Below are 22,659 nucleotides of genomic sequence, written 5' to 3'. Positions count from 1 at the left end.
AGCCCCGACCCGCGGCGTGCGACGGGGATCACGATTCGGGGTGGTCTCGACATAGAATTGCCCCCTTTCGCCGAGCCGAGCGTCCGATGACCAAGCCCGACAAGCCCGTCCCCGTGCTCACGATCGACGGCCCGTCCGGCTCCGGCAAAGGCACGATCAGCCGCGCGGTCGCCGACGCGCTCGGCTGGCACCTGCTCGATTCAGGCGCGATCTACCGCGCGGTCGGCTACGCGGCCGGCATGGCGGGCATCGACCTGTCCGATGCGCAAGCCGTAACCCGTTGTGCGGAAACGACAAAGATCGTGTTTCGCGACCCGCGGGACGGCGGCGAGACGCGTGTCATCGTCAACGGCCACGACGCCACCGACGAGCTGCGCACCGAAACCTGCGGCGCGGCCGCCTCGGCGATCGCCGCGATCCCGGCGGTCCGGGCCGCGCTGTTCGACAAGCAGCGCTCGTTCCGCAAGGCGCCCGGCCTCGTCGCCGACGGACGCGACATGGGCACGGTGGTCTTCGCCGACGCAGAGCACAAGATCTTTCTCACCGCGAGTGCCGAGGAGCGCGCACGCAGGCGCTATAAGCAGTTGAAGGAAAAGGGGTTGACTGTTACACTCTCGTCCCTTTTGCGCGAGATCGAAGCCCGCGACGAACGCGACGCGACCCGCAAGGTGGCGCCGCTGAAGCCGGCGGCAGGGGCAGTGGTCATCGACAGCACGGCGATTCCGATCGATCAGGTGATCGCGCGCGTGCTCGCGGTGGTGCGTCCCGGCTGAGTCGATCGCGCAAGGGGAAGGACGCCGGCGAGTGCCGGCGAACGCAACGGTGCGGCGTCCAACGCACCTTTCGAAGGTGGGTTGCCGACCCGGTCAGGGCGGCGGCCTGTTCCCACTGGAATCAACATGACTGAAAGTTTCGCTGAACTGTTCGAGCAGAGCCAATCGCTCGCCAAGCTGCGCTCCGGCGCTATCGTCACCGGCACCGTGGTCGAGATCCGTTCCGACGTCGTCGTCGTGAACGCCGGCCTCAAGTCCGAGGGCATCATCCCGATCGAACAGTTCAAGAACGAGCGGGGCGAGCTCGAAATCAACGTCGGCGACGACGTCAAGGTCGCGCTCGACGCGATCGAGAACGGCTTCGGCGAGACGATGCTCTCGCGCGAGAAGGCCAAGCGTTCGCTGGTGTGGGACGAGCTCGAGGAAGCGCAGACCGCCAATGCCGCCATCACCGGCCGCATCTCCGGCAAGGTCAAGGGCGGCTTCACCGTCGACATCAAGGACGTCCGCGCGTTCCTGCCGGGCTCGCTGGTCGACGTGCGCCCGGTGCGCGACCCGTCGTACCTCGAGGGCAAGGAACTCGAGTTCAAGATCATCAAGCTCGACCGCAAGCGCAACAACGTGGTCGTGTCGCGCCGCGCCGTCGTCGAGAGCGAGTTCAGCGCCGAGCGCGAGCAGCTGCTCGACAAGCTGACCGAAGGCGCCGTCGTCAAGGGCGTGGTGAAGAACCTCACCGACTACGGTGCGTTCGTCGACCTCGGTGGCATCGACGGCCTGCTGCACATCACCGACATGGCGTGGAAGCGCGTGCGCCACCCGAGTGAAGTCGTCAACGTCGGCGACGAGCTCGAAGTGCGCGTGCTCAAGTTCGACCGCGAGCGCAACCGCGTCTCGCTCGGCCTCAAGCAGCTCGGCGAGGATCCGTGGGTCGCGATCTCGCGCCGCTATCCGACCGGCACGCGCCTGTTCGGCAAGGTCTCCAACGTCACCGACTACGGCTGCTTCGTCGAGCTGGAGCCGGGCGTGGAAGGCCTCGTGCACGTGTCCGAGATGGACTGGACCAACAAGAACGTCAACCCGGCCAAGGTGGTCCAGGTCGGCGACGAAGTCGAGGTCATGGTGCTCGACGTCGACGAGGAGCGTCGCCGCATCTCGCTCGGCATGAAGCAGACCAAGGCCAACCCGTGGGAAGCGTTCGCCGCGATCCACAAGAAGAACGACAAGGTCACCGGCACGATCAAGTCGATCACCGACTTCGGCATCTTCGTCGGCCTCGACGGCGGCATCGACGGCCTCGTGCACCTGTCCGACATCTCGTGGCAGACCACCGGCGAAGACCTCGTGCGCAACTTCAAGAAGGGCGACGAGATCGAGGCGGTCGTGCTCGCCGTCGATCCGGAGCGCGAACGCATCTCGCTCGGCATCAAGCAGCTCGAGCAGGATCCGTTCGGCCAGTTCATGGCGGCGCATCCGCGCGGCAGCATCCTCACCGGCACCGTGCGCGAAGTCGACGCCAAGGGCGCGACGATCGACCTCGGCGAAGGCATCGAGGGTTACCTGCGCGCGAACGACATCGCCAAGGAACGCGTCGACGACGCCACGCAGTACCTCAAGGTCGGCGACAAGGTCGAAGCGAAGTTCGTGGGCATGGACCGCAAGGGCCGCAGCCTGCAGCTGTCGATCCGCGCGAAGGACGAGGACGAGCTCGCCAGCACGCTGGAGGAATACCAGAGTGCGACCGGCGGCACGACCAAGCTCGGCGCGCTGCTCAAGGAACAGCTGAACCGTTGATGCTACACGCGGCGTGCGGGTCCTCCGCACGCCGCCCGCTGCATGCGCGCACCGGCGACGGTGCGCGTTTTTTTGGACCGGCAATCTCCATTTTTCGAAAACCGCGATGACCAAGTCCGAGCTGATCGAGGCCCTTGCACAGCGTCAGAAGCATCTCGCCGCCAACGACGTCGAACTCGCCGTCAAGAGCGTGCTGGAGCAGATGAGCCATTCGCTGTCGACCGGCGAACGCATCGAAATCCGCGGCTTCGGCAGCTTCTCGCTGCACTACCGCCCGCCGCGCATGGGCCGCAATCCCAAGACCGGCGACTCGGTCGCTCTGCCCGGCAAGCACGTGCCGCACTTCAAGCCCGGCAAGGAACTGCGCGAACGCGTGAACGGCACCGGCGACGCGCCGGGCGCCTCCTGACGCCGCCGGCGCACGGAGGCGGCGCCGGACCCGCTATCATCCGCGAGCCCGAACACCGCGATCCTCCATGCGCCTGATCCTGATCGTCCTGCTCCTGTCCGTCGTCGTGGCTGGTGCGCTGTTCGGCGCGCTCAATGGCACGCCGGTGGCGATCGACTTCTACTTCGTCCACGGCGAAGCGCCGCTCGGCGGCGCGCTGCTCGGCGCGCTCGTGCTCGGCTGGCTGCTGGGCGGCCTCGTCGCCTGGCTCGGCCACCTGCCGCGGCTCGGCCGGCAGCAGCGCGCGATCCGCGACCTGCATGCGCGCCAGCGCGCGGAAGGGCGCGACGAAGCATGAACAACGTGGTCGCACTGCTGTTCCTGCTGCTTCCGGTCGCGGCGTTCTCCGGCTGGGTGCTCGGTCGCCGGCGCAGCGAACGCACCTCTGGCGCGCGCGTGAGCGAGCTGTCCACGAGCTACTTCCGCGGCCTCAACTACCTGCTCAACGAACAGCAGGACAAGGCGATCGAGGTGTTCCTCAAGCTCGCCGAGATCAATCGCGACACGGTCGAGACTCATCTCGCGCTCGGCAACCTGTTCCGCCGCCGCGGCGAGGTCGACCGCGCGATCCGCGTGCACCAGAACCTCATCGCACGGCCGAACCTCAGCCAGGAGGAGAAGACCGTCGCGCTGCTCGAACTCGGCGAGGACTACATGCGCGCGGGATTGCTCGACCGCGCCGAAACACTGTTCGCCGACCTCGTCGCGATGGACGCGCTGGCGCCGTCGGCGCTGCGCCATCTCATCGCGATCTACCAGCACGAGCGCGACTGGGACAAGGCGATCGAGCACGCGCAGCGCCTCGAGCGCGCCACCGGCGAGCCACAGAGCGCGATGATCGCGCAGTTCCACTGCGAGCTCGCCGACCAGGCGCGCGCGCAGGGCGCGCGCGACGACGCCCGTCGCCACGTCGACGACGCGTTCGCGGTCGAGCCCGAATGCGTGCGCGCGAGCATGATCCTCGGCCACATCGAGGCGGCCAGCGGCGACCTCGACGCGGCGATCCGCGCGTTCGAGCGCGTCGCCGACCTCGACATCGACTACGTGCCGGAAATCCTCTCGCCGCTGCTCGACAGCTACGCGCGCGCGCAGCGCATGCAGCGTGCGGAGGAATTCCTGCTCGACATCACCGAGCGCTACCAGGGCGTCTCGCCCGTGCTCGCGCTGGCCAAGCTGTACGCGACCACCCGCGGCGAGGACGCCGCGGTCGACTTCCTCAACCGCATGCTGCGCCAGCGCCCGTCGGTGCGCGCGCTGATGGCGCTGATCGACGTCAACCTGCACACGGCGAGCGGCGAGGCGCGCGAGAACTTCCTCACCCTGCGCGACCTCACGCGCCAGCTCGTCGAAGGCAAGGCGATGTACCGCTGCAACCGCTGCGGCTTCGGCGCCAAGGCGCACCACTGGCAATGCCCGAGCTGCAAGAGCTGGGGTTCGGTGCGCCCGATCCACGGCGTCGTCGGCGAGTAGGGCGGGCGACATCGCGCATGGCCTTCGCCTACGAGGCATGCCTGGCCGGTATCGCGATCGTGGTCGCTACCGCCGCGCTCGCGTCGATCGTCACCGCGCTCGCGATACGCTACGCGCACCACCGGCGCCTGTTCGACCTGCCGGGCCAGCGTCGCGCGCACCGCGTGCCGACGCCGCGCGGCGGCGGCATCGCGATCGTCGTCGCGATGGTCGCCGGCGGCTGCGTGTGCATGGCCGGGGAGGGCACGACGTGGCTCGTCCTGTTGCTGCCGCCGGTGCTCGGCGTTGCCGGCGTCGGTTGGCTCGACGACCACGGCGGGCTGTCGGCGCTCAAGCGCTTCGTGGTGCACGTGCTCGCGGCCGCCTGGATGGTCGCCGGGGCGATCCTGCTGCAGGACGCGCTGCCGCCGCACGTCGCCCGAGCCGGTGCGCTCATGCCGCTCGCCGCGGTGGCCGCGGCGCTCGCGGTCGTCTGGTCGATCAACCTGCACAACTTCATGGACGGCCTCAACGGCTTGCTCACCCTGCAGGCGATGTTCGTGCTCGCCGTGCTGGCCGCGCTCGCGCTGCTGCGCGGCGTGCCCGGAGGGATGCCCATGCTCGTGTGCGGCGCCGCCTGCGCGGGTTTCCTGCCGTTCAACTTCCCGCGCGCACGCATCTTCATGGGCGACGTCGGCAGCGGCGTGCTCGGCTTCGTCGTCGGCGCCGGCGCGCTCTGGCAGGCCATGCATCCGGAGATCGCGCCGACCAGCGGCCTGGTCCTCTGTTCGGCCTTCGTTACGGACGCCACGTGCACGCTGGTTTCCCGCATGCTCCACGGACGGCGTTGGTATAGTGCGCACCGCGAGCACCTGTACCAGTGGCTCGTGCGCTGCGGCTTCTCGCATGCCCGCATCGTCGCCCTGTACATGGGCTGGAACTTGCTCGTCGCATTGCCTGTCGTTGGCTGGATGAACCGCGTGCCGCACCCCTCGATGTCCACAACGCTCGTGCCTGCCATCGCCGTCCACGCCGTCGCCCTTGCGGCCTGGTGGTTCGGCAAGCGCTGGTGCCTGCGCCACGTGCGTGAACGGAGCGCCCATGCTGCCGCGTAGGGCCGTCGCCGCGATCCATCCGCGCCTCGCCGTCGTCGCGCACGACACGTTCATGGTCTGGCTCGCCTGGACCGCGGTCAGCATGATGCGCTGGTCCCTCGCGCCGAACCCGTCGCCGGTCTCGCTGTTCGGGCCCGAAGTGTGGATCGTCATCGCCGCGCAAGGCGCGATCTTCTGGTGGACCGGCCTGTACAAGGGCCTGTGGCGCTTCGCGAGCCTGCCGGACCTCTGGAACATCGCCAAGGCGGCCGTGCTCGGCGCGCTCGTGATCGCGATGGCGCTGGCCATCTACAACCGCCTGGAAACCGTGCCACGCACGGTGCTGGTCGTCTATCCGCTCGTGCTCGCGCTGCTGCTCGGCGCGCCGCGCCTGCTGTATCGCTACTGGAAGGACAGCCGCCTCGACTTCGTCGCGCGTGCGCCGAGCGAGCGCGTGCTCGTGCTCGGCGCGGGCAAGGCCGGCGAGGCACTCGTGCGCGACCTGCGCCGCGAGAACCGCTACGCCGTGGTCGGCTTCCTCGACGACAACGCCCAACTGCGCGGCGCGCGCGTGCATGGCGTGCCCGTACTCGGCTCGATCGACCAGCTGCCGCAACTGGCGCGCGAGACCGCCGCGGAAATGCTCGTCATCGCGATGCCGGCGGCGAACAAGGCGCAGATGCGGCGCGCGGTCGACCTGTGCGAGGCGACCGGGCTGCCGTTCCGCACCGTGCCACGCCTGGAGGACGTCGTCGCCGGGCGCTCTAGCTTCAACGAACTCAAGGAAGTCGCGATCGAGGACCTGCTCGGCCGCGAACCTGTGCGCCTCGACTGGACCGCGATCCGCACGCGGCTCGCGGGCCGGCGCGTGCTCGTCACCGGCGGCGGCGGCTCGATCGGCTCGGAACTGTGCCGGCAGGTCGCGCGCCTCGGCGTCGAGTCGCTGAGCGTGCTCGACCAGTCCGAGTACAACCTGTACACGATCGAACAGGAACTGCGCCGCGACTATCCGGACCTGCTGCTCAATGCATGGCTCGGCGACTGCGGCGACGCGATGACGTGCGAACGCGTGTTCGCCGAAGCCCGCCCGGAAGTCGTCTTCCACGCGGCCGCGTACAAGCACGTGCCGCTGCTGCAGGGCCAGGTGCGCGAGGCATTCCGCAACAACGTGCTCGGTACGCGCGTCGTCGCCGAGGCGGCCGACCGCCACGGCACCGACAGCTTCGTGCTGATCTCGACCGACAAGGCGGTCAACCCGACCAGCATCATGGGGGCGTGCAAGCGCGTGGCGGAACTGTTCTGCCAGAACTTCGCGCAGCACTCACGCACGCATTTCATCACGGTGCGGTTCGGCAACGTGCTCGATTCGGCGGGCTCGGTCGTGCCGCGCTTCCGCGAACAGATCCGCGCGGGCGGCCCGGTCACGGTCACGCACCCGGAGATCACCCGATACTTCATGACGATCCCCGAGGCCTGCCAGCTCATCCTGCAGGCGGCCGTGCTGGGGCAGGGCGGCGAGATCTTCGCGCTCGACATGGGCGAGCCGGTGAAGATCCGCGATCTCGCCGAGCAGATGATCCGCCTCGCCGGCAAGCACGAAGGCAGCGACATCGCGATCGTCTACACCGGCCTGCGGCCCGGCGAGAAGCTGTTCGAGGAACTGTTCCATCCGCAGGAGCGCTACACCGACACGGCGCATGCGAAGATCTTCCTCGCCCAGCCGCGCAGCATGGCGTGGCCGCTGCTGACCGCGCAGCTCGGCAAGGCCGAAGCCGCCGTGCGCGAGTTCGACCAGGAGACGCTGCGGCGCATCCTCGAGCAGCTGCTGCCGGAATTCGCCGTGACCGAAGCGGCGCAGGACAACGTCGTCACGTTCGGTCCGCGCTGACGGAACATCCAACAGGGACTTCGCAGAAGGACATCGCATGAGCAAGCGTTTGCGCAAGGTCGTCTTCCCGGTCGCCGGGCTCGGCACGCGTTTCCTGCCCGCGACCAAGGTGGTCGCGAAGGAAATGCTGCCGGTGCTGGACCGCCCGCTGATCCAGTACGCGGTCGACGAGGCGGTCGATGCCGGCGCCGACACCCTCGTGTTCGTGACCAACCGCTACAAGCACGCGATCGCCGACTACTTCGACAAGGCGTACGAGCTCGAGAGCAAGCTCGCCCAGTCCGGCAAGAACGACCTGCTCGCGATGGTGCAGGGCACGCTGCCCAAGCACGTGCGCTGCGTGTTCGTGACGCAGCCGGAGGCGCTCGGCCTCGGTCATGCGGTGCTGTGCGCCAAGCCCGTGGTCGGCGACGAGCCGTTCGGCGTGGTGTTGCCCGACGACCTCATCTGGAACGGAGAGGGCGCCGGCGCATTGCGCCAGATGGCGGAACTCGCCCAGGCGGAGCAGGCGGGCGTGATCGCGGTGGAGGAAGTGCCGCGCGACCAGACCTACAAGTACGGCATCGTCGACGCGACGCCGGTGTCCGAGCGGGCCGCCAGGGTCAAGCTCGTGGTCGAGAAGCCGAAACCGGAGGTCGCGCCGTCCAACCTCGCGATCGTCGGCCGCTACGTGCTGCCCGGGCGCATCTTCGAACTGCTCGAGCGGACGACGCCCGGTGCGGGCGGCGAAATCCAGCTGACCGACGCGATCGAGGCGCTGCTCGCCGAGCAGGCAGTGCTCGCCTATCGCTTCGAAGGCACGCGTTTCGACTGCGGCAACAAGCTCGGCCTGGTGAAGGCGACGCTCGCGATGGCGCTCGCGGATCCCTCCCTCGCGCCGGCTACGCGCGAGTTCGTCGCCGGGTTGCATTGAGCGCGACCGGCGACGCGCGCGCGCGTCGTCTGGTACACGCAATGGCATTTGCCTAGAATTCCACGGCAACGGCCGCCCATCGGCCGGGGGACTCGACAGGATGGAACGGATCGACCGGTTTCGCCGCGGTGCCACGGGCGCTCTGCTGCTCGCATCGCTCGTCGCGGCCCGCCTCGCCGCTGCCGGCACGCCGGCAGCACTGACCATAACGATCGACGACGCGCGCGATTTCGCCCGGCTCGGCGGCTTCCTCGACTACACCGTCACGCTCGCCAATGCCGGCGGCGTCGACGCGACCGGCGTCGTGCTCGCCAACGCGTTCCCGCCACAACTCGATCCCGCGTACACGACGTGGGTCTGCCTGCCGAGCGGCGTCGGTGCGACCTGCACGGAGAGCGGCTCCGGTCCGCTCGAGGACGCCAACCTTTCGATCCCGGTCGGCAACAGCCTCACCTGGCTCGTGCACGCGCCCGTGCGCGTCGACGCAACCGGCGAGTCGGTCGACAACGCCGTCAGCGCGACGTGGAACTCGACGACGGTCAATGCGCTCGACAGCGATGCCCTCGTCATCTTCCGCGAAGGGTTCGACACGCCCTACGGCGACGGTTCGTGAGCATGATCGCGGCCGCGTGACCGTTCCGGCATGGATCTCGGCTACATCCTGAACCAGCTCGGCGAGGAGCGCGAACGCTATTTCGGCGCGGTCGCGCCGCCGATCGTGCAGTCCTCGATCTTCGCGTTCCCCAACGTCGAGGCGATGCGCGAGGGTTTCCGCGACGAGCTCGGCGAACACGTCTATACGCGCGGCAACAACCCGACCGTCGAGATCCTGCGGCGCAAGGTCGCTGCGCTCGAAGGCGCCGAAGACTGCCTCATGTTCGGCAGTGGCGCGGCGGCGATGTCGGCCGGCGTGATCGCCAGCGTCGCCGGGGGCGACCATGTCGTCTGCGTCGCGCGCCCCTACAGCTGGACGCGCGCGGTGCTCAAGGACCTGCTCGGCCGCTTCGGCGTGTCGACCACGTTCGTCGACGGCACCGATACCGGCAATTTCGAGGCGGCGCTCACCACGCGCACGCGCCTGATCGTGCTCGAAAGCCCGAACTCGATGACCTTCGAGCAGCAGGACCTCGCCGCGGTGGCGGCGCTCGCGCGCGCCCGTGGCATCCGCACACTCTGCGACAACAGCCATGCGACCCCGTTGAACCAGTCGCCGATCGCGCTCGGCATCGACCTCGTCGCGCATTCGGCGACCAAGTACCTCAACGGCCACAGCGACGTCGTCGCCGGTGCGCTGTGCGGCAGCTCGGCGCTGATCCGCGACGTGTTCCGCGGCCCGTACATGACGCTCGGCGCGATCCTCGCGCCGCACGATGCCTGGCTGATGATCCGCGGCCTGCGCACGCTGCCGATCCGCATGCAGCGCATCGCGACGACGACGACGACCGTGCTCGCCTTCCTCGAGGGCCATCCGCGCGTGCGTCGCGTGTATTCGCCGCGCGCATCGGACAACCCGCAACTCGGCCTCACCGAACGGCAGCTCGCGGGCGCGAGCGGGCTGCTGACGATCGAGCTCGCCACCGATGAGGTCGCCGCGGTCGAGCGCTTCTGCGACGGCCTCACGCGCTTCCTCATGACCGTGTCGTGGGGCGGCTACGAATCGCTCGCGTTCCCGGTGTGCGCGGTGTTCCCGCGCGATGCGCCGTTACGCCCCCCGCAGGGCGTGCCGCTCAATGCGGTGCGCCTGTCCATCGGTCTCGAGGATGCCGACGTGCTCGTCGCCGACCTCGAGGCCGCGCTGCAGCGGCTGTAGGCGGCGTCACACGCCGAACAGGCGCCAGCTCACCGCGAACGTCGCCGCGGCGAACAGGAAAAGCAGCAGCGACAGCAGTTTGAGCAGGCGGGCGATGCGCAATGCGGCCTCGCCGTGCCGCACGGGCGTGTCACGCAGGACCCGCGTACCCGCGACCGGCCAGCGCTGCCCGGCCACCGCGGCGCGCGCGCGGCGCAGTGCATGGATCGCCAGCACGAGCAGGCACGCGGCGATCAGCACGACGGTGATGCCGATCCACTGGCGCATCTGCATGACGAGGCCTTCGATCGACGAAGCGATCGCGCGCTCGACCAGCCAGCGCCGCGCGAAGTACAGGAACGCCGCCGCCGCGGCAACCGCGAACACGAGCACGGACACGGTGATTCGGCGCAGGCGGGTATCGGCGCGCTGGATCTCGATCGTCATGCCACCCCCGGGAACGTGCGCGCACTATAGCGACCGCCGGGCGCGCGCGACGTGCCGTCCGTCGCCGAATCGCCGCGCTGGTCGCGGCTGCTATGCTTGCGTGATGGACATCCGATTCATCCCCGTGATCGCGCTCGCGCTCATGCTGGCCGCGTGCCAGTCGCCCGCGCCGCGCGCATCGAATGCCGCGGTTCCGGCCGCGTCGGCCGCGGGCGAGTACGACAACCACGAGCAGGTCTGGAGCGCGCGCGAGAACCCGGCCCTCATCGCGCCGCCGCACGTGCACGTGACGGTCGAAGCGACGCCACGCACCGACTGGACGATCTGGCGAGTGCAACTGGACGCCACGCCGCCGATCGAGGCGTCGTGGGCCCTGCGCACGAGCGATGCGGACGGTGCGCTGGTCTGGCTGCCGCATCGCGCGCTCGTCGCCGGGCCGGGCCGCGGCGCGGCGTTCGACCCGGCGCAATGGACCGCGCTCGATGCCTGCGCGCTGCGCGGCCGCGCCACGGCGCGCGGCGTGCAGCTCGCGGCGGACGCGAGCGCCTGCGCGGTGCTCGCACCCGGCGTCGGGCCCATGGCGGCATTGCTGCCCCTCGACATCGAACGCGAGGGCGACGCGTTGCACGTGCGTTTTTACGTCGACCAGGCTCGCGGCACGGATGCGCGCGAGAGCCTGCGGCGCGTGCGGCGCTACGAAGGCTGGGCCGCATTGAACGGCGCCGGGCCGACCGCGGCCGCCGACAGCAACGACTGGCACACGGACCGCAAGGTTTCCCTCGGCAACGAGGGCGGACGCTATGCCCTGGCCTACCGCGACGGGCGACCATCCGGTTATTCGCTGCTGCTCGAGCGCCTGAGCTATCGCGACGGCAACGTGCCGGTGCTCAAGCTCTCGGTCGTCGATGACGCGACGGGTCGCACCCTCGCCTATGCGTGGGCGAATCCCGAAGCGACGAGCATCGGCATCAACCTCGGCTGGGTGCAGGTCGGGCTGGAATCGTCCGCGACGATTCACCCCGCATCGCCGTGAGCGGCGAGGCAAGCGCGGCGGGCTGCGCCCGCCGTCGTTCCTGACTGGACGAATGCATGGACACCATCAGCTGGAGTGATTTCGAGAAGGTGCTGCTCGTCGCCGGCACCGTCACGCGCGTCGAGCGCTTTCCCGAGGCGCGCAAGCCGGCCTACAGGATCTGGGTCGACTTCGGCCCGTACGGCGAAAAGAAGACGAGCGCCCAGGTGACGACGTTGTATGCGCCGGAAGACCTCGTCGGCCGACAGGTCGTCGGCGTGATCAATTTCCCGCCGAAGCAGGTCGGCCCGTTCGTTTCGGAATTCCTGCTCACGGGCTTCCCGACGGAGCAGGGCGTCGTCGTCACCGCGATCGAACGCGCGGTGCCGAACGGAACGCGCCTCGCCTAGCCGCTACGAACGGCGTCTGCGCCGGCGCAGCGGAGCACTGCAGCGCCGGCGGCCGCCTCCAGCGCGGCGGCGAGGCAGGCCCACATCCCGAACAGCGGCACGATGCGACGGCCTGCGAAGGCATCGATGTCGAGCGACAGCATCGTTTCGAGCGAGCCGCCGAACAGGCCGCCGAGGCCGAACTGCACCCAGGCAGTGACGACCGCGAGGAATGCGAGCATCGCCGCGGCCGATCGCAGCGCGGGGGCCTCGAGGGCGCCGTCGCGCCCCGCCGCGATCATCCATGCACTGCAGCAGGCGACGCCTGCCGCAGCGCCGGCGAGCGCGACGGCGACGGGCCCGACGATCATCGTCAGAGCGCTTCGAAGATGCCCGCCGCGCCCATGCCGGTGCCGATGCACATCGTGACCATGCCGTACTTCTGTTTGCGGCGGCGCAGGCCGTGCAGCAGGGTCGCCGCGCGGATCGCACCGGTCGCACCGAGCGGATGGCCGAGCGCGATCGCGCCGCCGAGCGGATTCACCTTCGCCGGATCGAGGCCGACGTCGCGGATCACCGCGAGCGCCTGCGCCGCGAACGCTTCGTTGAGTTCGATCCAGTCGAGCTGGTCCTGCTTGAGGCCGGCCTGCGCGAGCGCCTTCGGGATCGCCGCGATCGGGCCGATGCCCATGATCTCCGGCTTCACGCCGGCGACCGAGAAGCCGACGAAGCGCGCGATCGGCGTCAGGCCATGCTGCTTGATCGCCTTCTCGCTGGCGAGCAGCAGCGCGCCCGCGCCATCGGACATCTGCGAGGCATTGCCCGCGGTCACGCTACCGCCCATGCGGAACACCGGCTTGAGCTTGGCGAGTCCTTCGAGGCTCGTGTCCTTGCGCGGGCCTTCGTCGACCGCGATCACGCGCGTGTCGTCGCGGATCGTGCGCGCCGCGAGGTCGGGGTAGTGGTCGGCGAGGGTGAACGGAGCGATCTCGTCGGCGAATTCGCCGGCGGCGATCGCCGCGAGCGCCTTCTGGTGGGAGGCGAGCGCGAACGCGTCCTGGTCTTCCCGGCTGACCTTCCACTGTTCGGCAACCTTCTCGGCGGTGATGCCCATGCCGTAGGCGATCGCGACGTTGTCGTCACTGAACGCGGCGGGGTTCATCGCGATCTTGTGGCCCATCATCGGCACCATGCTCATGCTCTCGGTGCCGCCGGCGAGCATGAGGTCGGCCTCGCCGAGGCGGATGCGGTCGGCCGCCATCGCGATCGCCTGCACGCCCGAGGAGCAGAAGCGGTTGATCGTGACGCCGGGCACGCTGTCGGGGAGTCCTGCGAGCAGCACGCCGATGCGCGCGACGTTCATGCCTTGCTCGGCCTCGGGCATCGCGCAGCCGATGATCGCGTCGCCGATCGCGGCGGGGTCGATGCCGGGTGCTTTCGCGATCGCGGCGCGGATCACGTGCGCGAGCAGGTCGTCGGGACGCGTGTGGCGGAAAACGCCGCGCGGCGCCTTGCCGACCGGCGTGCGCACGGCGGAGACGATGTAGGCGTCCTGGATTTGGCGGGTCATGGAATGCTCCGGGAATCGGGAATGGGGAATGGGGAATCGTCGAGCAGGCGAGAACCGTCGGCGTCAGCGCCTTCGACGGCTCCCGGTTTCCTGCGCCCGATTCCCGGCTTTTCAGTTCCTCAGCGGCTTGCCGGTCGCGAGCGTGTGGGCGATGCGCTCCTGCGTCTTCGGCATCTGCGCGAGTTCGAAGAAATGCTTGCGTTCGAGGTCGAGCAGCCATTGCTCGTCGACCTGCGAGCCGCGCTCGACCGCGCCGCCGCAGAGCACGTCGCCGATGCGCGTGGCGATGACGTCGTCGTGCGCGGAGATGAAGCGGCCTTCGAGCATGTTGACGAGTGCCATCTTCAGGGTCGCGAGGCCGACGTCTCCGGCGACGCTGACCGCGTTCGCCGGGAGCGGCGGGCGATAGCCGGCATCCGCCATCGCGGCGGCGACCTTCCTGGCGACATGCAGCAACTCGAAGCCGTTGAACACGACGACGTCGTCAGGGCGCAGCAGGCCGAGCTGCTTGGCCTCGAGCGCGCTGCCCGAGGTCTTCGCCTGCGCGACCGCCTCGAACATGCACTTGATCTCCGGAAACACGTCGCCGTCGGCGGCGCGCTGCGATGCGCGCACGGCGATCTCCTTGAGGCCGCCGCCCGCGGGCAGCAGGCCGACGCCGGCTTCGACGAGGCCGATGTAGCTCTCGAGCGCCGCGACCGTGCGCGCGCAGTGCATCTGGAATTCGCAGCCGCCGCCGAGCGCGAGGCCGCGCACGGCGGCGACCACCGGCACGAGCGAATACTTGATGCGCTGGCTCGTCTTCTGGAAGTTCGCGATCATCGACTCGAGCTTGGCAATCTGCCCGGATTGCACGAAGCCGAGCATGCCCTTGAGGTCCGCGCCGGCGGAGAACGCCTTGTCGCTGTCCTGCCAGATCACGACCGCATCGAGGTTCTTCTCGGCGTAGTCGATCGCCTGCTGCACGCCGTCGAGCACCGCGTCGTTGACCGTGTTCATCTTGGTCTTGAACGAAAGGATCCCGACGCGCTCGTCGCCGAAGCGCCAGAGGCGCACGCCGTCGTTCTCCCATAGCGTCGTGCCGGTATCGAACGTCTCGCCGACGAGCGCATCCGGGAACAGCTGGCGCGCGTATACCGGATGCGACGAGCGCGGCTCGTCCTTGCCTGTGCCTGGCGAATACGAGCCGCCGGCGTGATGCACGCCGTCGACCTGGCCGACCCAAGCCGGCAGCGGCGCATTGCTCATCGCCTTGCCGGCCGCGATGTCCTCGGCGATCCACTTGGCGACGTCGGCCCAGCCTGCGGTCTGCCAGGTTTCGAACGGCCCGAGCTTCCAGCCGTAGCCCCAGCGGATCGCGAAGTCGACGTCGCGCGCAGTGTCGGCGATGTCGGCGAGGTGGTAGGCCGAGTAGTGGAAAAGGTCGCGAAACACCGCCCACAGGAATCGCGCCTGCGGATCGGGCGACGCGCGCAGCTTGGCGAACTTCTCGGCCGGATTCCTGATCGCGAGGATCGCGGCCACTTCATCCGACGGCTTCGCCGCCGCCGGCACGTAGTCCTGCCGGGCGAGATCGAGCACCACGATGTCCTTGCCGCGCTTGGTGTAGATGCCTGCGCCGGTCTTCTGGCCGAGCGCGCCCTTGGCGATGAGGGCCGAGAGCCAGGGCGGCGACTGGAAGTGCGCATGCCAGGGGTCGCCGGGGAGCGTGTCGGCCATCGTCTTGATCACGTGCGCCATCGTGTCGAGGCCGACCACGTCCGCGGTGCGATAGGTCGCGCTCTTCGGCCGGCCGATCGCCGGGCCGGTCAACGCGTCGACGAGGTCGAAGCCGAGGCCGTACTGCGCGGTGTGGTGCATCGTCGCCAGGATCGAGAACACGCCGATGCGGTTGCCGATGAAGTTCGGCGTGTCCTTCGCGTGCACGACGCCCTTGCCGAGCGTCGTGGTCAGGAATGCCTCGAGGCCGGCGAGCACGCCGCGGTCGGTGCGGCTGTCGGGGATCAGCTCGACCAGGTGCATGTAGCGCGGCGGGTTGAAGAAGTGGATGCCGCTGAAGCGCGGCTGCAGCGCGGCCGGCAGCGCCTCGGCGAGCGCATTGATCGACAGCCCGGACGTGTTGCTCGCCAGCACTGCAGAATCAGACACATACGGTGCGATCTTCCTGTAAAGATCGAGTTTCCAGTCCAGCCGTTCCGCAATCGCCTCGATGATGAGGTCGCAGCCGCGCAGGGCCTCGAGGTGCTCGTCGTAATTGGCCGGCGTGATGCCCGCGACCTTCGACTTGTCGGCGAGCGGCGCCGGCGACAGCTTGGCGAGGTTCGCGATGGCCTTGATGGCGATGCCGTTCTTGTCGCCGTCCTTCGCCGGCAGGTCGAACAGCAGCGTCTCGACGTCGGCATTGGCGAGGTGCGCGGCGATTTGCGCGCCCATGACGCCGGCGCCGAGCACGGCCGCCTTGCGGATACGGAGGGGCGGATGACTCATGGAAGACTCCGGATTGAAAAGTGGATGTCGATGTTGCCGGCAATGTGTTGCCGACGACGTGTTGCTGTCGATGAAAAGTGCGGCCATGGATGGCCGCTCTGGACGACACGAGGCCGTGAATGCGTCACGAGGCCAAGCGCGACGCCGAAGCGGCCATCAGGGACGATGGCACAGCTACGCCCTCAATCCCGCGGCGGCGAACCGCACGAGATGCTGCGCCGCCTGCTCGCGATGACTGTGCTCGCTGACGTCGCTCTTGCGCTTGATCATGCCGAAATCGGCCATCGCATAGGTGAGGGCGCCGGCGACGATATCGAGGCGCCAGTACAGCTCTTCCTTGTCCAGCTGCGGCAGCAGGCGCGCGAACGCGGTGGCGAAATCACGCAGCACGTGGCCGTAGTTGTCGGACAGGAACTTGCGCAGGCGCTCGTCGTGTTCGGCATAGGCACGCGCGAGCACGCGCACGAACGCGGCACCGCCGGCGCTGTCCATCGATTGTTCGAGCGCGGGGCGGATGAACGCGTCGAGCACGTCCTCGAGCGTGTGGTCCGCTCGCGCCTGCACGGCCGCGAGCGCCGCGAGGCGATGGCGGTTGAGCTCGTCGAGGCGGCGCCTGAACACCTCCTCGATGAGGCTTTCCTTCGAACCGAAGTGATAGTTCACCGCGGCGAGGTTGACCTTCGCGGCCGCGGTCACCTGGCGCAGCGAGGCGCCGGCGAAACCATGCCGGGCGAACAGGGTTTCGGCCACGCCGAGGATGCGTTCCCTGGTGGAAAAATTCGGGTTTGCGCTGCGCACGATCCGGACGACGGGTCAAACGATCGTTTGAATGTTAGGCGAGTCGGCGGCGATCGGTCAAACCGGCGAAGCCGGCGGTGTCCATCGCGCCATTAATTAGCTAGAATCTCGCGCGATAATGTGAGCTAAGCCCGCGGATTGGCGCGGATTTGGCGTTATAACGGCATCCGGGCGCCCGAACGCGGCCCGGCCGTCCCCCAGAAAACCGACCTGACTGGAGAAACCGGCACATGGCGCTGGAGCGCACCCTTTCGATCATCAAGCCCGACGCAGTGGCTAAGAACGTCATCGGCGAGATCTACACCCGTTTCGAGAAGGCGGGCCTGAGGATCATCGCGGCGAAGATGAAGCATCTCTCGCGCAAGGAAGCCGAAGGTTTCTACGCGGTCCACCGCGAGCGCCCGTTCTTCAACGCGCTCGTCGAATTCATGGTCTCGGGCCCGGTGATGATCCAGGTGCTCGAGGGCGAAGGCGCGGTGCTCAAGAACCGCGAACTCATGGGCGCCACCAATCCGAAGGACGCCGCGCCGGGCACGATCCGCGCGGACTTCGCCGCGTCGATCGACGCCAACGCGGTGCACGGCTCCGACGCGCTGGAAACGGCCAAGGTGGAAATCGCGTATTTCTTCGCCGACACCGAGATCAGCCCGCGCTGAAGGAAGCGATCGTGACGACGGCGAAGGCCAACCTGTTCGACTACGACCGCAAGGGGCTGCGCGACCTGTTCGCGCAGCTCGGCGAGAAGCCGTATCGCGCCGACCAGGTCATGAAGTGGGTCTATCACCGCCACGTCACCGACTTCGCGCAGATGACCGACGTCGGCAAGGCGCTGCGCGACAAGCTTTCGCAGGCGATCGAGATCACGCCGCCGAACACCCTGTTCGAGAAGCAGGCGAGCGACGGCACGCACAAGTGGCTGCTCGGCATGGACGGCGGCAACGCGATCGAGACGGTGTTCATCCCGGAGACCTCGCGCGGCACGCTGTGCGTGTCCTCGCAGGTCGGCTGCGGCCTCAACTGCCAGTTCTGCTCCACCGCGACGCAGGGCTTCAACCGCAACCTCTCCGCCGCCGAGATCGTCGGCCAGGTGTGGGTCGCGGCGAAGCACCTCGGCAACGTGCCACACCACCAGCGCAAGCTCACCAACGTCGTCATGATGGGAATGGGCGAGCCGCTGCTGAACTTCGACAACGTCGTCACCGCGATGGACGTCATGCGCGACGACCTCGGCTTCGGCCTCGCCAACAAGCGCGTCACGCTGTCGACCGCGGGACTCGTGCCGATGATCGACAAGCTGTCCGAGTCCAGCGACGTGTCGCTCGCGGTTTCGCTGCACGCCCCGAATGACGAGCTGCGCACCGAGCTCGTACCGCTCAACAAGAAGTATCCGATCGCCGAACTGCTCGCCGCATGCGCGCGCTACGCCGCGCGCCGCCCGCGCACGACGATCACGTTCGAATACACGATGCTCAAGGGCGTCAACGACAAACCCGAGCACGCGCGCCAGCTGATCAAGCTCATGCGCCGCCTGCCGGCCAAGGTCAACCTGATCCCGTTCAACCCGTTCCACGGCACGCGCTTCGAGCGTTCGGAGGAGGCCGACATCCGCGCCTTCCAGAAGATCCTGCTCGACGCCGACGTGCTGACGATGGTGCGCCGCACGCGCGGCGACGACATCGACGCGGCGTGCGGCCAGCTCAAGGGCCAGGTCATGGACCGCACGCGGCGCCAGGCGGAATTCCGCCGCAAGCTCGAAGGAGGCGTCGCCGATGCGGCTTGAGCGTGCATTCCTCGTGGTGGCGCTCGCGGCGTCCGCCGGCGTACTCGTCGGCTGCGAGGGCGGCAGCACGGGGACGGTGAGGAAGGACGACCCCGCGACGCAACGCGACGACGCCGCGCGCGTGCACACCGAACTCGGCCAGAAGTACCTGCAGCAGGGCAAGCTCGAGCTCGCGCTCGAGAAGCTCAACAAGGCGCTCGATTTCAACCCGGACTACGTCGATGCGCAAACCGTCATCGCCGTACTCTACGAGAGCATCAATGACCTGCCGAAAGCCGAAGAGCACTACCGGCGCGCGGCGCAGCTGAAGCCCAAGGGCGGCGCCGAGAACAACAACTACGGCCGTTTCCTCTGCACGCAGGGGCATTACGACCAGGCCCAGCAGTATTTCGAGCGCGCGCTCGCCGACCCGTTCTACCAGACGCCGGCGCTCGCGCTCGCCAATTCGGGGACCTGCCTCGCCAAGGCCGGCAAGACCGAGGAAGCCGAAAAGGTGCTGCGCCAGGCGCTGGCGCTCAACCCGAACGATGCCGGAGCACTGCTCGCGCTCGCCACGATCCTGTACGGCAAGGGCGACTACATGAAGGCGCGCGCGTTCGTGCAGCGCTTCGAGTCGCTTTCCGCGCCGCGCCCGGACGCGCTCATGCTCGGCCGCAACATCGAGCTGCACCTCGGCAACGCGAGCGGGGCGAGCGAGTATTCGCGCAAGTTGTTGCGCAGCTTCCCGGATTCGGCCGAAGCACGGACGCTGAATCCACACGGGTAGGGAAGCGGTGAGAGGGATCGACCAGGATGCCGGGATCGTCGACGACACCGGCTCGCATGCAGCGAAGGGGAGCCCGCAGCGGACGTGCGGGCCTGACGAGGCGGACCGGGAGTGCAGCCAGCTGGCGCTGCCCCCGTCCAGAGGAATCCATCCGATGAGAGCCGAAGAGGCCACCGAAGTGAACGAGTATTCCGCACCGCAGGACGTTCATGCAGCAGGGGCGCCGATGGATCTGCGCGACCGCATCGAAGCATCGTTCGGACAGCAACTCGCGAACGCACGCGAACAGCGCGGACTGGGCCGCGCGGATGTCGCCGCGCGCCTCAAGCTTCCGCTCAAGCTGGTCGAGCGACTCGAATACGACGACTACACCGGCATCAGCGACGGCGTGTTCCTGCGCGGCTACCTGTCCGCCTATGCGCGCCTCGTCGGCGTGCCCGAGGAGGACGCGGCCCGCGTCGCCGCCGCGCACGCGCGCACGGCGCCGCTCGTCGCGACCGGCACGATCTCGCACACGCGCTACCTGTTCGAACGCTATTCGGGCAGCGCGACCTACCTCGCGCTCACCGCGATCATCGTCGTACCGGCCGTCTGGCTCGCCACGCACGGCGGCATCGAGCAGAACCTCGTGCGCACGACGCCGCTCGATCCGCCCGCGCACGTCGCGCTCGCCGAAATTCCCGTGGGCACCGCGGCCGACACGGTGTCGCCGGGGAGTGCCACGGACGCGCCGGCGGACGTGCCGGCGGATGCCGCCGAGGACCCGCCGCCCGTCGTCGCATCGATGGCGCCGTTCCCGGTCGCACCGGTCGAACCGAAGCCGCAGGCCCCCGTGCCCGCGGCGGCCAGTGGCGAGGGCGCCCACCTCATCAATCTCAAGCTCGCCGAGCAGAGCTGGGTCGAGATCGTCGCGCCCGATGGCCGTCGCCTCGAATACGGCATGCTCGCGGCCGGCAGCGAACACGCCTATCGCAGCGACGCGCAGGTGTCCGTGCGCATCGGCAACGCGCAGGGCGCGGAAGTCAGCGTCGATGGCCACGCCTTCGACCTCGGTCCGTACCAGCGCGGCAACGTCGCGCACTTCAAGCTGCTCGCCGACGGCAGTGCCGCGCGGCCCGACCGCGTCGCGCAGTAGTACGCCCGCCGCGTCCGCGGCGGGCGTTGGACCACGTCCCGCGGTGAGCGCCTGCTGAACCGCGCCGCCCGTGCCGCACGGCGCGGCGCGGCCGTTTCCTGCTAACCTTGTCCGCCTTTGGGCCGGCCCGCGCCGTGCCCTGCTTTCCGCATCGTTGTCCTTCCGGGTGAATGCATGTCTTTCGACGTTCTTGACGAACACGAACAAGGGGAACTGGTCCAGAAGTGGTTGCGCGAGAACGCGGCGGCGATCGCCGCCGGCATCGCGCTCGGCCTGGTCCTGATCTTCGGCTGGCGCCAGTGGAACAGCCACCAGGCGAGCCAGAACGAAGCCGCCGCGAGCCGCTACCAGGCGCTCGCCGATGCCGTCGAGGCGAAGAAGCCGGATGATGCGCTGCAGGTCGCCGAGACCTTGCGCACGGAATTCCCGAAGTCGACGTATGCGGTGCTCGCGGCCCTGCAGCAGGCCGAGATCGCGGTCGGCAAGAACGATCTCGCCGGCGCGGCGAGCGCCCTCGATTGGGCGCGCGAACACGCGCGCGATGGCAGCCTCGGCGCGCTGATCGCGTTGCGCAGCGCGCGCGTGAAGCTCGCCCAGGGCGACGCGGACGCGGCGCTCAAGCTCGTCGACGGCGTGCCGAAGGGCAGCTACACGGCGACCGCCGCGGAAATCCGCGGCGATGCCTACGTCAAGCTCGGCCGCGCCGACGATGCGCGCAAGGCGTACGAGGAGGCGCTCGCGAATCCCGCCAATGGCGCGATGATGATGCCGGGCAGCGTGCTCGAGATGAAACTCGAGGACGTCGGCGGCAGCATGCCTGCGACGGGCGGCCTCGTCGTGCCCGCGATGGAGAAGCCGGCATCATGAAGCGCACCCTCCTGCTCGCCGCAGCCATCGCCCTCGCGCTGTCCGGTTGCACCTGGCTGAAGAGCCTCGGCAAGAAGGACAACGTGCAGCCGCCGACCGAACTGGTCGAGTTCGCGCCGACCACGCAGGTCGATCGCGTGTGGAGCGAGAGCGTCGGTTCGGGCGCCGGCGCATCCGGTGCGCGCCTCGCCCCCGGCGTCGACGGCGACCGGCTGTATGCCGCCGGCATCGACGGCAGCATCGAGGCGCTCGATGCGGCGACGGGCCGCACGCTCTGGCATGCGCGCCTCGGCGATCGCCACGGCTGGCGCGTCTGGTCGCGTCGCGACAACTCGTTGCGCTGGGCCGGGGGCCCGAGCGCGGCGGGCGACCTCGTCGTCGTCGGCGGCCTCGACGGGCAGGTCTACGCATTGTCCGCGGCGGACGGCACGGAGCGCTGGAAGGCGCAGATGAGTTCGGAAGTCATCGCCGCGCCGGCGATCGCCGACGGCATCGTCGTCGTGCGCAGCAACGACGGCCGCCTCGCCGGCCTCGATGCGACCGACGGCAGCCGCAAGTGGATCTTCGACCAGTCGGTGCCGGCGCTCAGCCTGCGCAGCAATTCCGCGCCGCTGGTCACCAGCGGTGTCGTCTACGACGGTTACGACAACGGCCGCGTGGTCGCCGTGCGCCTCGACGACGGCAATGAGCTGTGGTCGCAGACGCTGTCCGGCGGCGAGGGCCGCACCGAAGTCGAACGCCTCTCCGACGTCGACGGCAACATCGTGTCCGACGGCCACGCGCTCTACGCCGCCGGCTATCGCGGCCAGCTCGCGGCGATCGCGCTCGACAGCGGCCGGCCGGTCTGGCAGCGCGACCTGTCGAGCTACACGGGTGCCGCGGTCAGCGGCAACACGCTCGTCGCGGTCGACGCGGACGGCAACGTGTGGGCGTTCGATCGCGAGACCGGCGTGAACCTGTGGAAGCAGGACCAGCTCAAGTATCGCTGGCTCACCGCGCCGGCGATCCAGGGCAAGTACGTCGTCGTCGGCGACGTCGAAGGCTACGTGCACTGGCTCAGCCTCGACGAGGGCAAGTTCGCCGCGCGCGAACGCCTCAGCCGCAAGCCGATCGAAGGCGCGCCCCTCGTCGTCGGCGACCTCGTCTACGTCGAGGACGTCAAGGGCCATATCGCGGCCTATCGCGCGCGGCAGTAGGCGCGCGCGCATGGGTCGACCGCGCGCCTGCGCGCGGTGCCGTATCCTGATACCCCCGTGCCTTCGA

The 22,659-nt window shown here is 68.9% G+C and carries 23 protein-coding genes; 18 read left to right on the top strand and 5 right to left on the bottom strand.

What is annotated here, in order from left to right:
- Positions 1 to 86 precede the first annotated feature (86 nt).
- From cmk to EV148_RS09000, 10 genes are all read left to right on the top strand, one after another.
- A complete protein-coding gene (gene cmk, locus EV148_RS09045) occupies positions 87 to 773 on the top strand; it encodes a (d)CMP kinase (protein ID WP_131996859.1) in 687 nt (228 codons plus the stop codon).
- 126 nt (positions 774 to 899) lie between these two features.
- Complete coding sequence (gene rpsA, locus EV148_RS09040) at positions 900 to 2,564, top strand: 30S ribosomal protein S1 (protein ID WP_131996856.1); 1,665 nt, start codon at positions 900 to 902, stop codon at positions 2,562 to 2,564.
- 106 nt (positions 2,565 to 2,670) lie between these two features.
- Positions 2,671 to 2,973, top strand: a complete 303-nt coding sequence (locus EV148_RS09035; RefSeq protein ID WP_131996853.1) for an integration host factor subunit beta — start codon at positions 2,671 to 2,673, stop codon at positions 2,971 to 2,973.
- 67 nt (positions 2,974 to 3,040) lie between these two features.
- Positions 3,041 to 3,310 carry a lipopolysaccharide assembly protein LapA domain-containing protein gene (locus tag EV148_RS09030; protein ID WP_131996850.1) on the top strand — a complete coding sequence of 90 codons (270 nt, stop codon included), beginning with the start codon at positions 3,041 to 3,043 and terminating at the stop codon, positions 3,308 to 3,310.
- The gene (gene lapB, locus EV148_RS09025) at positions 3,307 to 4,482 is read left to right on the top strand and encodes a lipopolysaccharide assembly protein LapB (protein WP_131996847.1); all 1,176 of its coding nucleotides are present in this window, start codon (positions 3,307 to 3,309) and stop codon (positions 4,480 to 4,482) included. The genes EV148_RS09030 and lapB overlap by 4 nt, the downstream gene beginning before the upstream one ends.
- 17 nt (positions 4,483 to 4,499) lie before the next feature.
- Entirely contained in the window at positions 4,500 to 5,576 is a 1,077-nt protein-coding gene (locus tag EV148_RS09020; RefSeq protein ID WP_158287404.1) for an MraY family glycosyltransferase, read from the top strand.
- Positions 5,563 to 7,443 carry a nucleoside-diphosphate sugar epimerase/dehydratase gene (locus tag EV148_RS09015; RefSeq protein ID WP_131996841.1) on the top strand — a complete coding sequence of 627 codons (1,881 nt, stop codon included), beginning with the start codon at positions 5,563 to 5,565 and terminating at the stop codon, positions 7,441 to 7,443. The genes EV148_RS09020 and EV148_RS09015 overlap by 14 nt, the downstream gene beginning before the upstream one ends.
- Positions 7,444 to 7,480: 37 nt before the next feature.
- Positions 7,481 to 8,356, top strand: coding sequence for a UTP--glucose-1-phosphate uridylyltransferase GalU (galU, locus tag EV148_RS09010; protein ID WP_131996838.1), 876 nt, complete (start codon positions 7,481 to 7,483; stop codon positions 8,354 to 8,356).
- A gap of 100 nt (positions 8,357 to 8,456) precedes the next feature.
- On the top strand, positions 8,457 to 8,969 hold the full coding sequence (locus EV148_RS09005) for a DUF11 domain-containing protein (RefSeq protein ID WP_131996835.1): 513 nt from the start codon (positions 8,457 to 8,459) through the stop codon (positions 8,967 to 8,969).
- A gap of 30 nt (positions 8,970 to 8,999) precedes the next feature.
- Positions 9,000 to 10,166 (top strand): trans-sulfuration enzyme family protein, encoded by a 1,167-nt coding sequence (locus EV148_RS09000; RefSeq protein WP_131996832.1) that lies wholly within the window; start codon positions 9,000 to 9,002, stop codon positions 10,164 to 10,166.
- 6 nt (positions 10,167 to 10,172) lie between these two features.
- Here the strand turns inward: EV148_RS09000 and EV148_RS08995 are convergent, their stop codons facing one another.
- The gene (locus tag EV148_RS08995) at positions 10,173 to 10,592 is read right to left on the bottom strand and encodes a hypothetical protein (RefSeq protein WP_131996829.1); all 420 of its coding nucleotides are present in this window, start codon (positions 10,590 to 10,592) and stop codon (positions 10,173 to 10,175) included.
- 103 nt (positions 10,593 to 10,695) lie between these two features.
- On the opposite strand from EV148_RS08995, the gene EV148_RS08990 reads away from it, so the two are divergent.
- Together EV148_RS08990 and EV148_RS08985 are read left to right on the top strand one after the other, a co-directional pair.
- A complete protein-coding gene (locus EV148_RS08990) occupies positions 10,696 to 11,625 on the top strand; it encodes a hypothetical protein (RefSeq protein ID WP_131996826.1) in 930 nt (309 codons plus the stop codon).
- A gap of 56 nt (positions 11,626 to 11,681) precedes the next feature.
- Complete coding sequence (locus EV148_RS08985; protein WP_131996823.1) at positions 11,682 to 12,014, top strand: tRNA-binding protein; 333 nt, start codon at positions 11,682 to 11,684, stop codon at positions 12,012 to 12,014.
- Here the strand turns inward: EV148_RS08985 and EV148_RS08980 are convergent.
- The 4 genes from EV148_RS08980 to EV148_RS08965 form a co-directional block, all read right to left on the bottom strand.
- Positions 12,011 to 12,364, bottom strand: a complete 354-nt coding sequence (locus EV148_RS08980) for a hypothetical protein (protein WP_131996820.1) — start codon at positions 12,362 to 12,364, stop codon at positions 12,011 to 12,013. The genes EV148_RS08985 and EV148_RS08980 overlap by 4 nt on opposite strands.
- A 2-nt stretch (positions 12,365 to 12,366) precedes the next feature.
- Positions 12,367 to 13,563, bottom strand: coding sequence for an acetyl-CoA C-acyltransferase (locus EV148_RS08975; protein ID WP_131996817.1), 1,197 nt, complete (start codon positions 13,561 to 13,563; stop codon positions 12,367 to 12,369).
- A gap of 111 nt (positions 13,564 to 13,674) precedes the next feature.
- The gene (locus tag EV148_RS08970; protein ID WP_131996814.1) at positions 13,675 to 16,050 is read right to left on the bottom strand and encodes a 3-hydroxyacyl-CoA dehydrogenase/enoyl-CoA hydratase family protein; all 2,376 of its coding nucleotides are present in this window, start codon (positions 16,048 to 16,050) and stop codon (positions 13,675 to 13,677) included.
- 174 nt (positions 16,051 to 16,224) lie between these two features.
- The gene (locus EV148_RS08965) at positions 16,225 to 16,800 is read right to left on the bottom strand and encodes a TetR/AcrR family transcriptional regulator (protein WP_241988035.1); all 576 of its coding nucleotides are present in this window, start codon (positions 16,798 to 16,800) and stop codon (positions 16,225 to 16,227) included.
- 278 nt (positions 16,801 to 17,078) lie between these two features.
- Here EV148_RS08965 and ndk point away from each other — a divergent pair, with 278 nt between their 5' ends.
- The 6 genes from ndk (at position 17,079) to bamB (ending at position 22,592) form a co-directional block, all read left to right on the top strand.
- On the top strand, positions 17,079 to 17,504 hold the full coding sequence (gene ndk / locus EV148_RS08960; RefSeq protein WP_131996808.1) for a nucleoside-diphosphate kinase: 426 nt from the start codon (positions 17,079 to 17,081) through the stop codon (positions 17,502 to 17,504).
- Positions 17,501 to 18,628, top strand: coding sequence for a dual-specificity RNA methyltransferase RlmN (gene rlmN / locus EV148_RS08955; protein WP_131996805.1), 1,128 nt, complete (start codon positions 17,501 to 17,503; stop codon positions 18,626 to 18,628). Before ndk ends, rlmN begins: the two co-directional genes overlap by 4 nt.
- Positions 18,618 to 19,394 (top strand): type IV pilus biogenesis/stability protein PilW, encoded by a 777-nt coding sequence (gene pilW, locus EV148_RS08950; RefSeq protein WP_131996801.1) that lies wholly within the window; start codon positions 18,618 to 18,620, stop codon positions 19,392 to 19,394. The genes rlmN and pilW overlap by 11 nt, the downstream gene beginning before the upstream one ends.
- A 154-nt stretch (positions 19,395 to 19,548) precedes the next feature.
- Entirely contained in the window at positions 19,549 to 20,529 is a 981-nt protein-coding gene (locus EV148_RS08945) for a helix-turn-helix domain-containing protein (protein ID WP_131996798.1), read from the top strand.
- Positions 20,530 to 20,703: 174 nt separating this feature from the next.
- Positions 20,704 to 21,396 (top strand): YfgM family protein, encoded by a 693-nt coding sequence (locus EV148_RS08940; RefSeq protein WP_131996795.1) that lies wholly within the window; start codon positions 20,704 to 20,706, stop codon positions 21,394 to 21,396.
- Positions 21,393 to 22,592, top strand: coding sequence for an outer membrane protein assembly factor BamB (bamB, locus tag EV148_RS08935; RefSeq protein ID WP_182517633.1), 1,200 nt, complete (start codon positions 21,393 to 21,395; stop codon positions 22,590 to 22,592). The genes EV148_RS08940 and bamB overlap by 4 nt, the downstream gene beginning before the upstream one ends.
- Positions 22,593 to 22,659: the final 67 nt, after the last annotated feature.

This window comes from Dokdonella fugitiva (genome assembly GCF_004342425.1).
GTDB classification, from domain to species: Bacteria; Pseudomonadota; Gammaproteobacteria; order Xanthomonadales; family Rhodanobacteraceae; genus Dokdonella_A; species Dokdonella_A fugitiva.
Note: the sequence above shows the minus strand (reverse complement) of the source record. Positions and strands in the feature narration are given on the sequence as shown.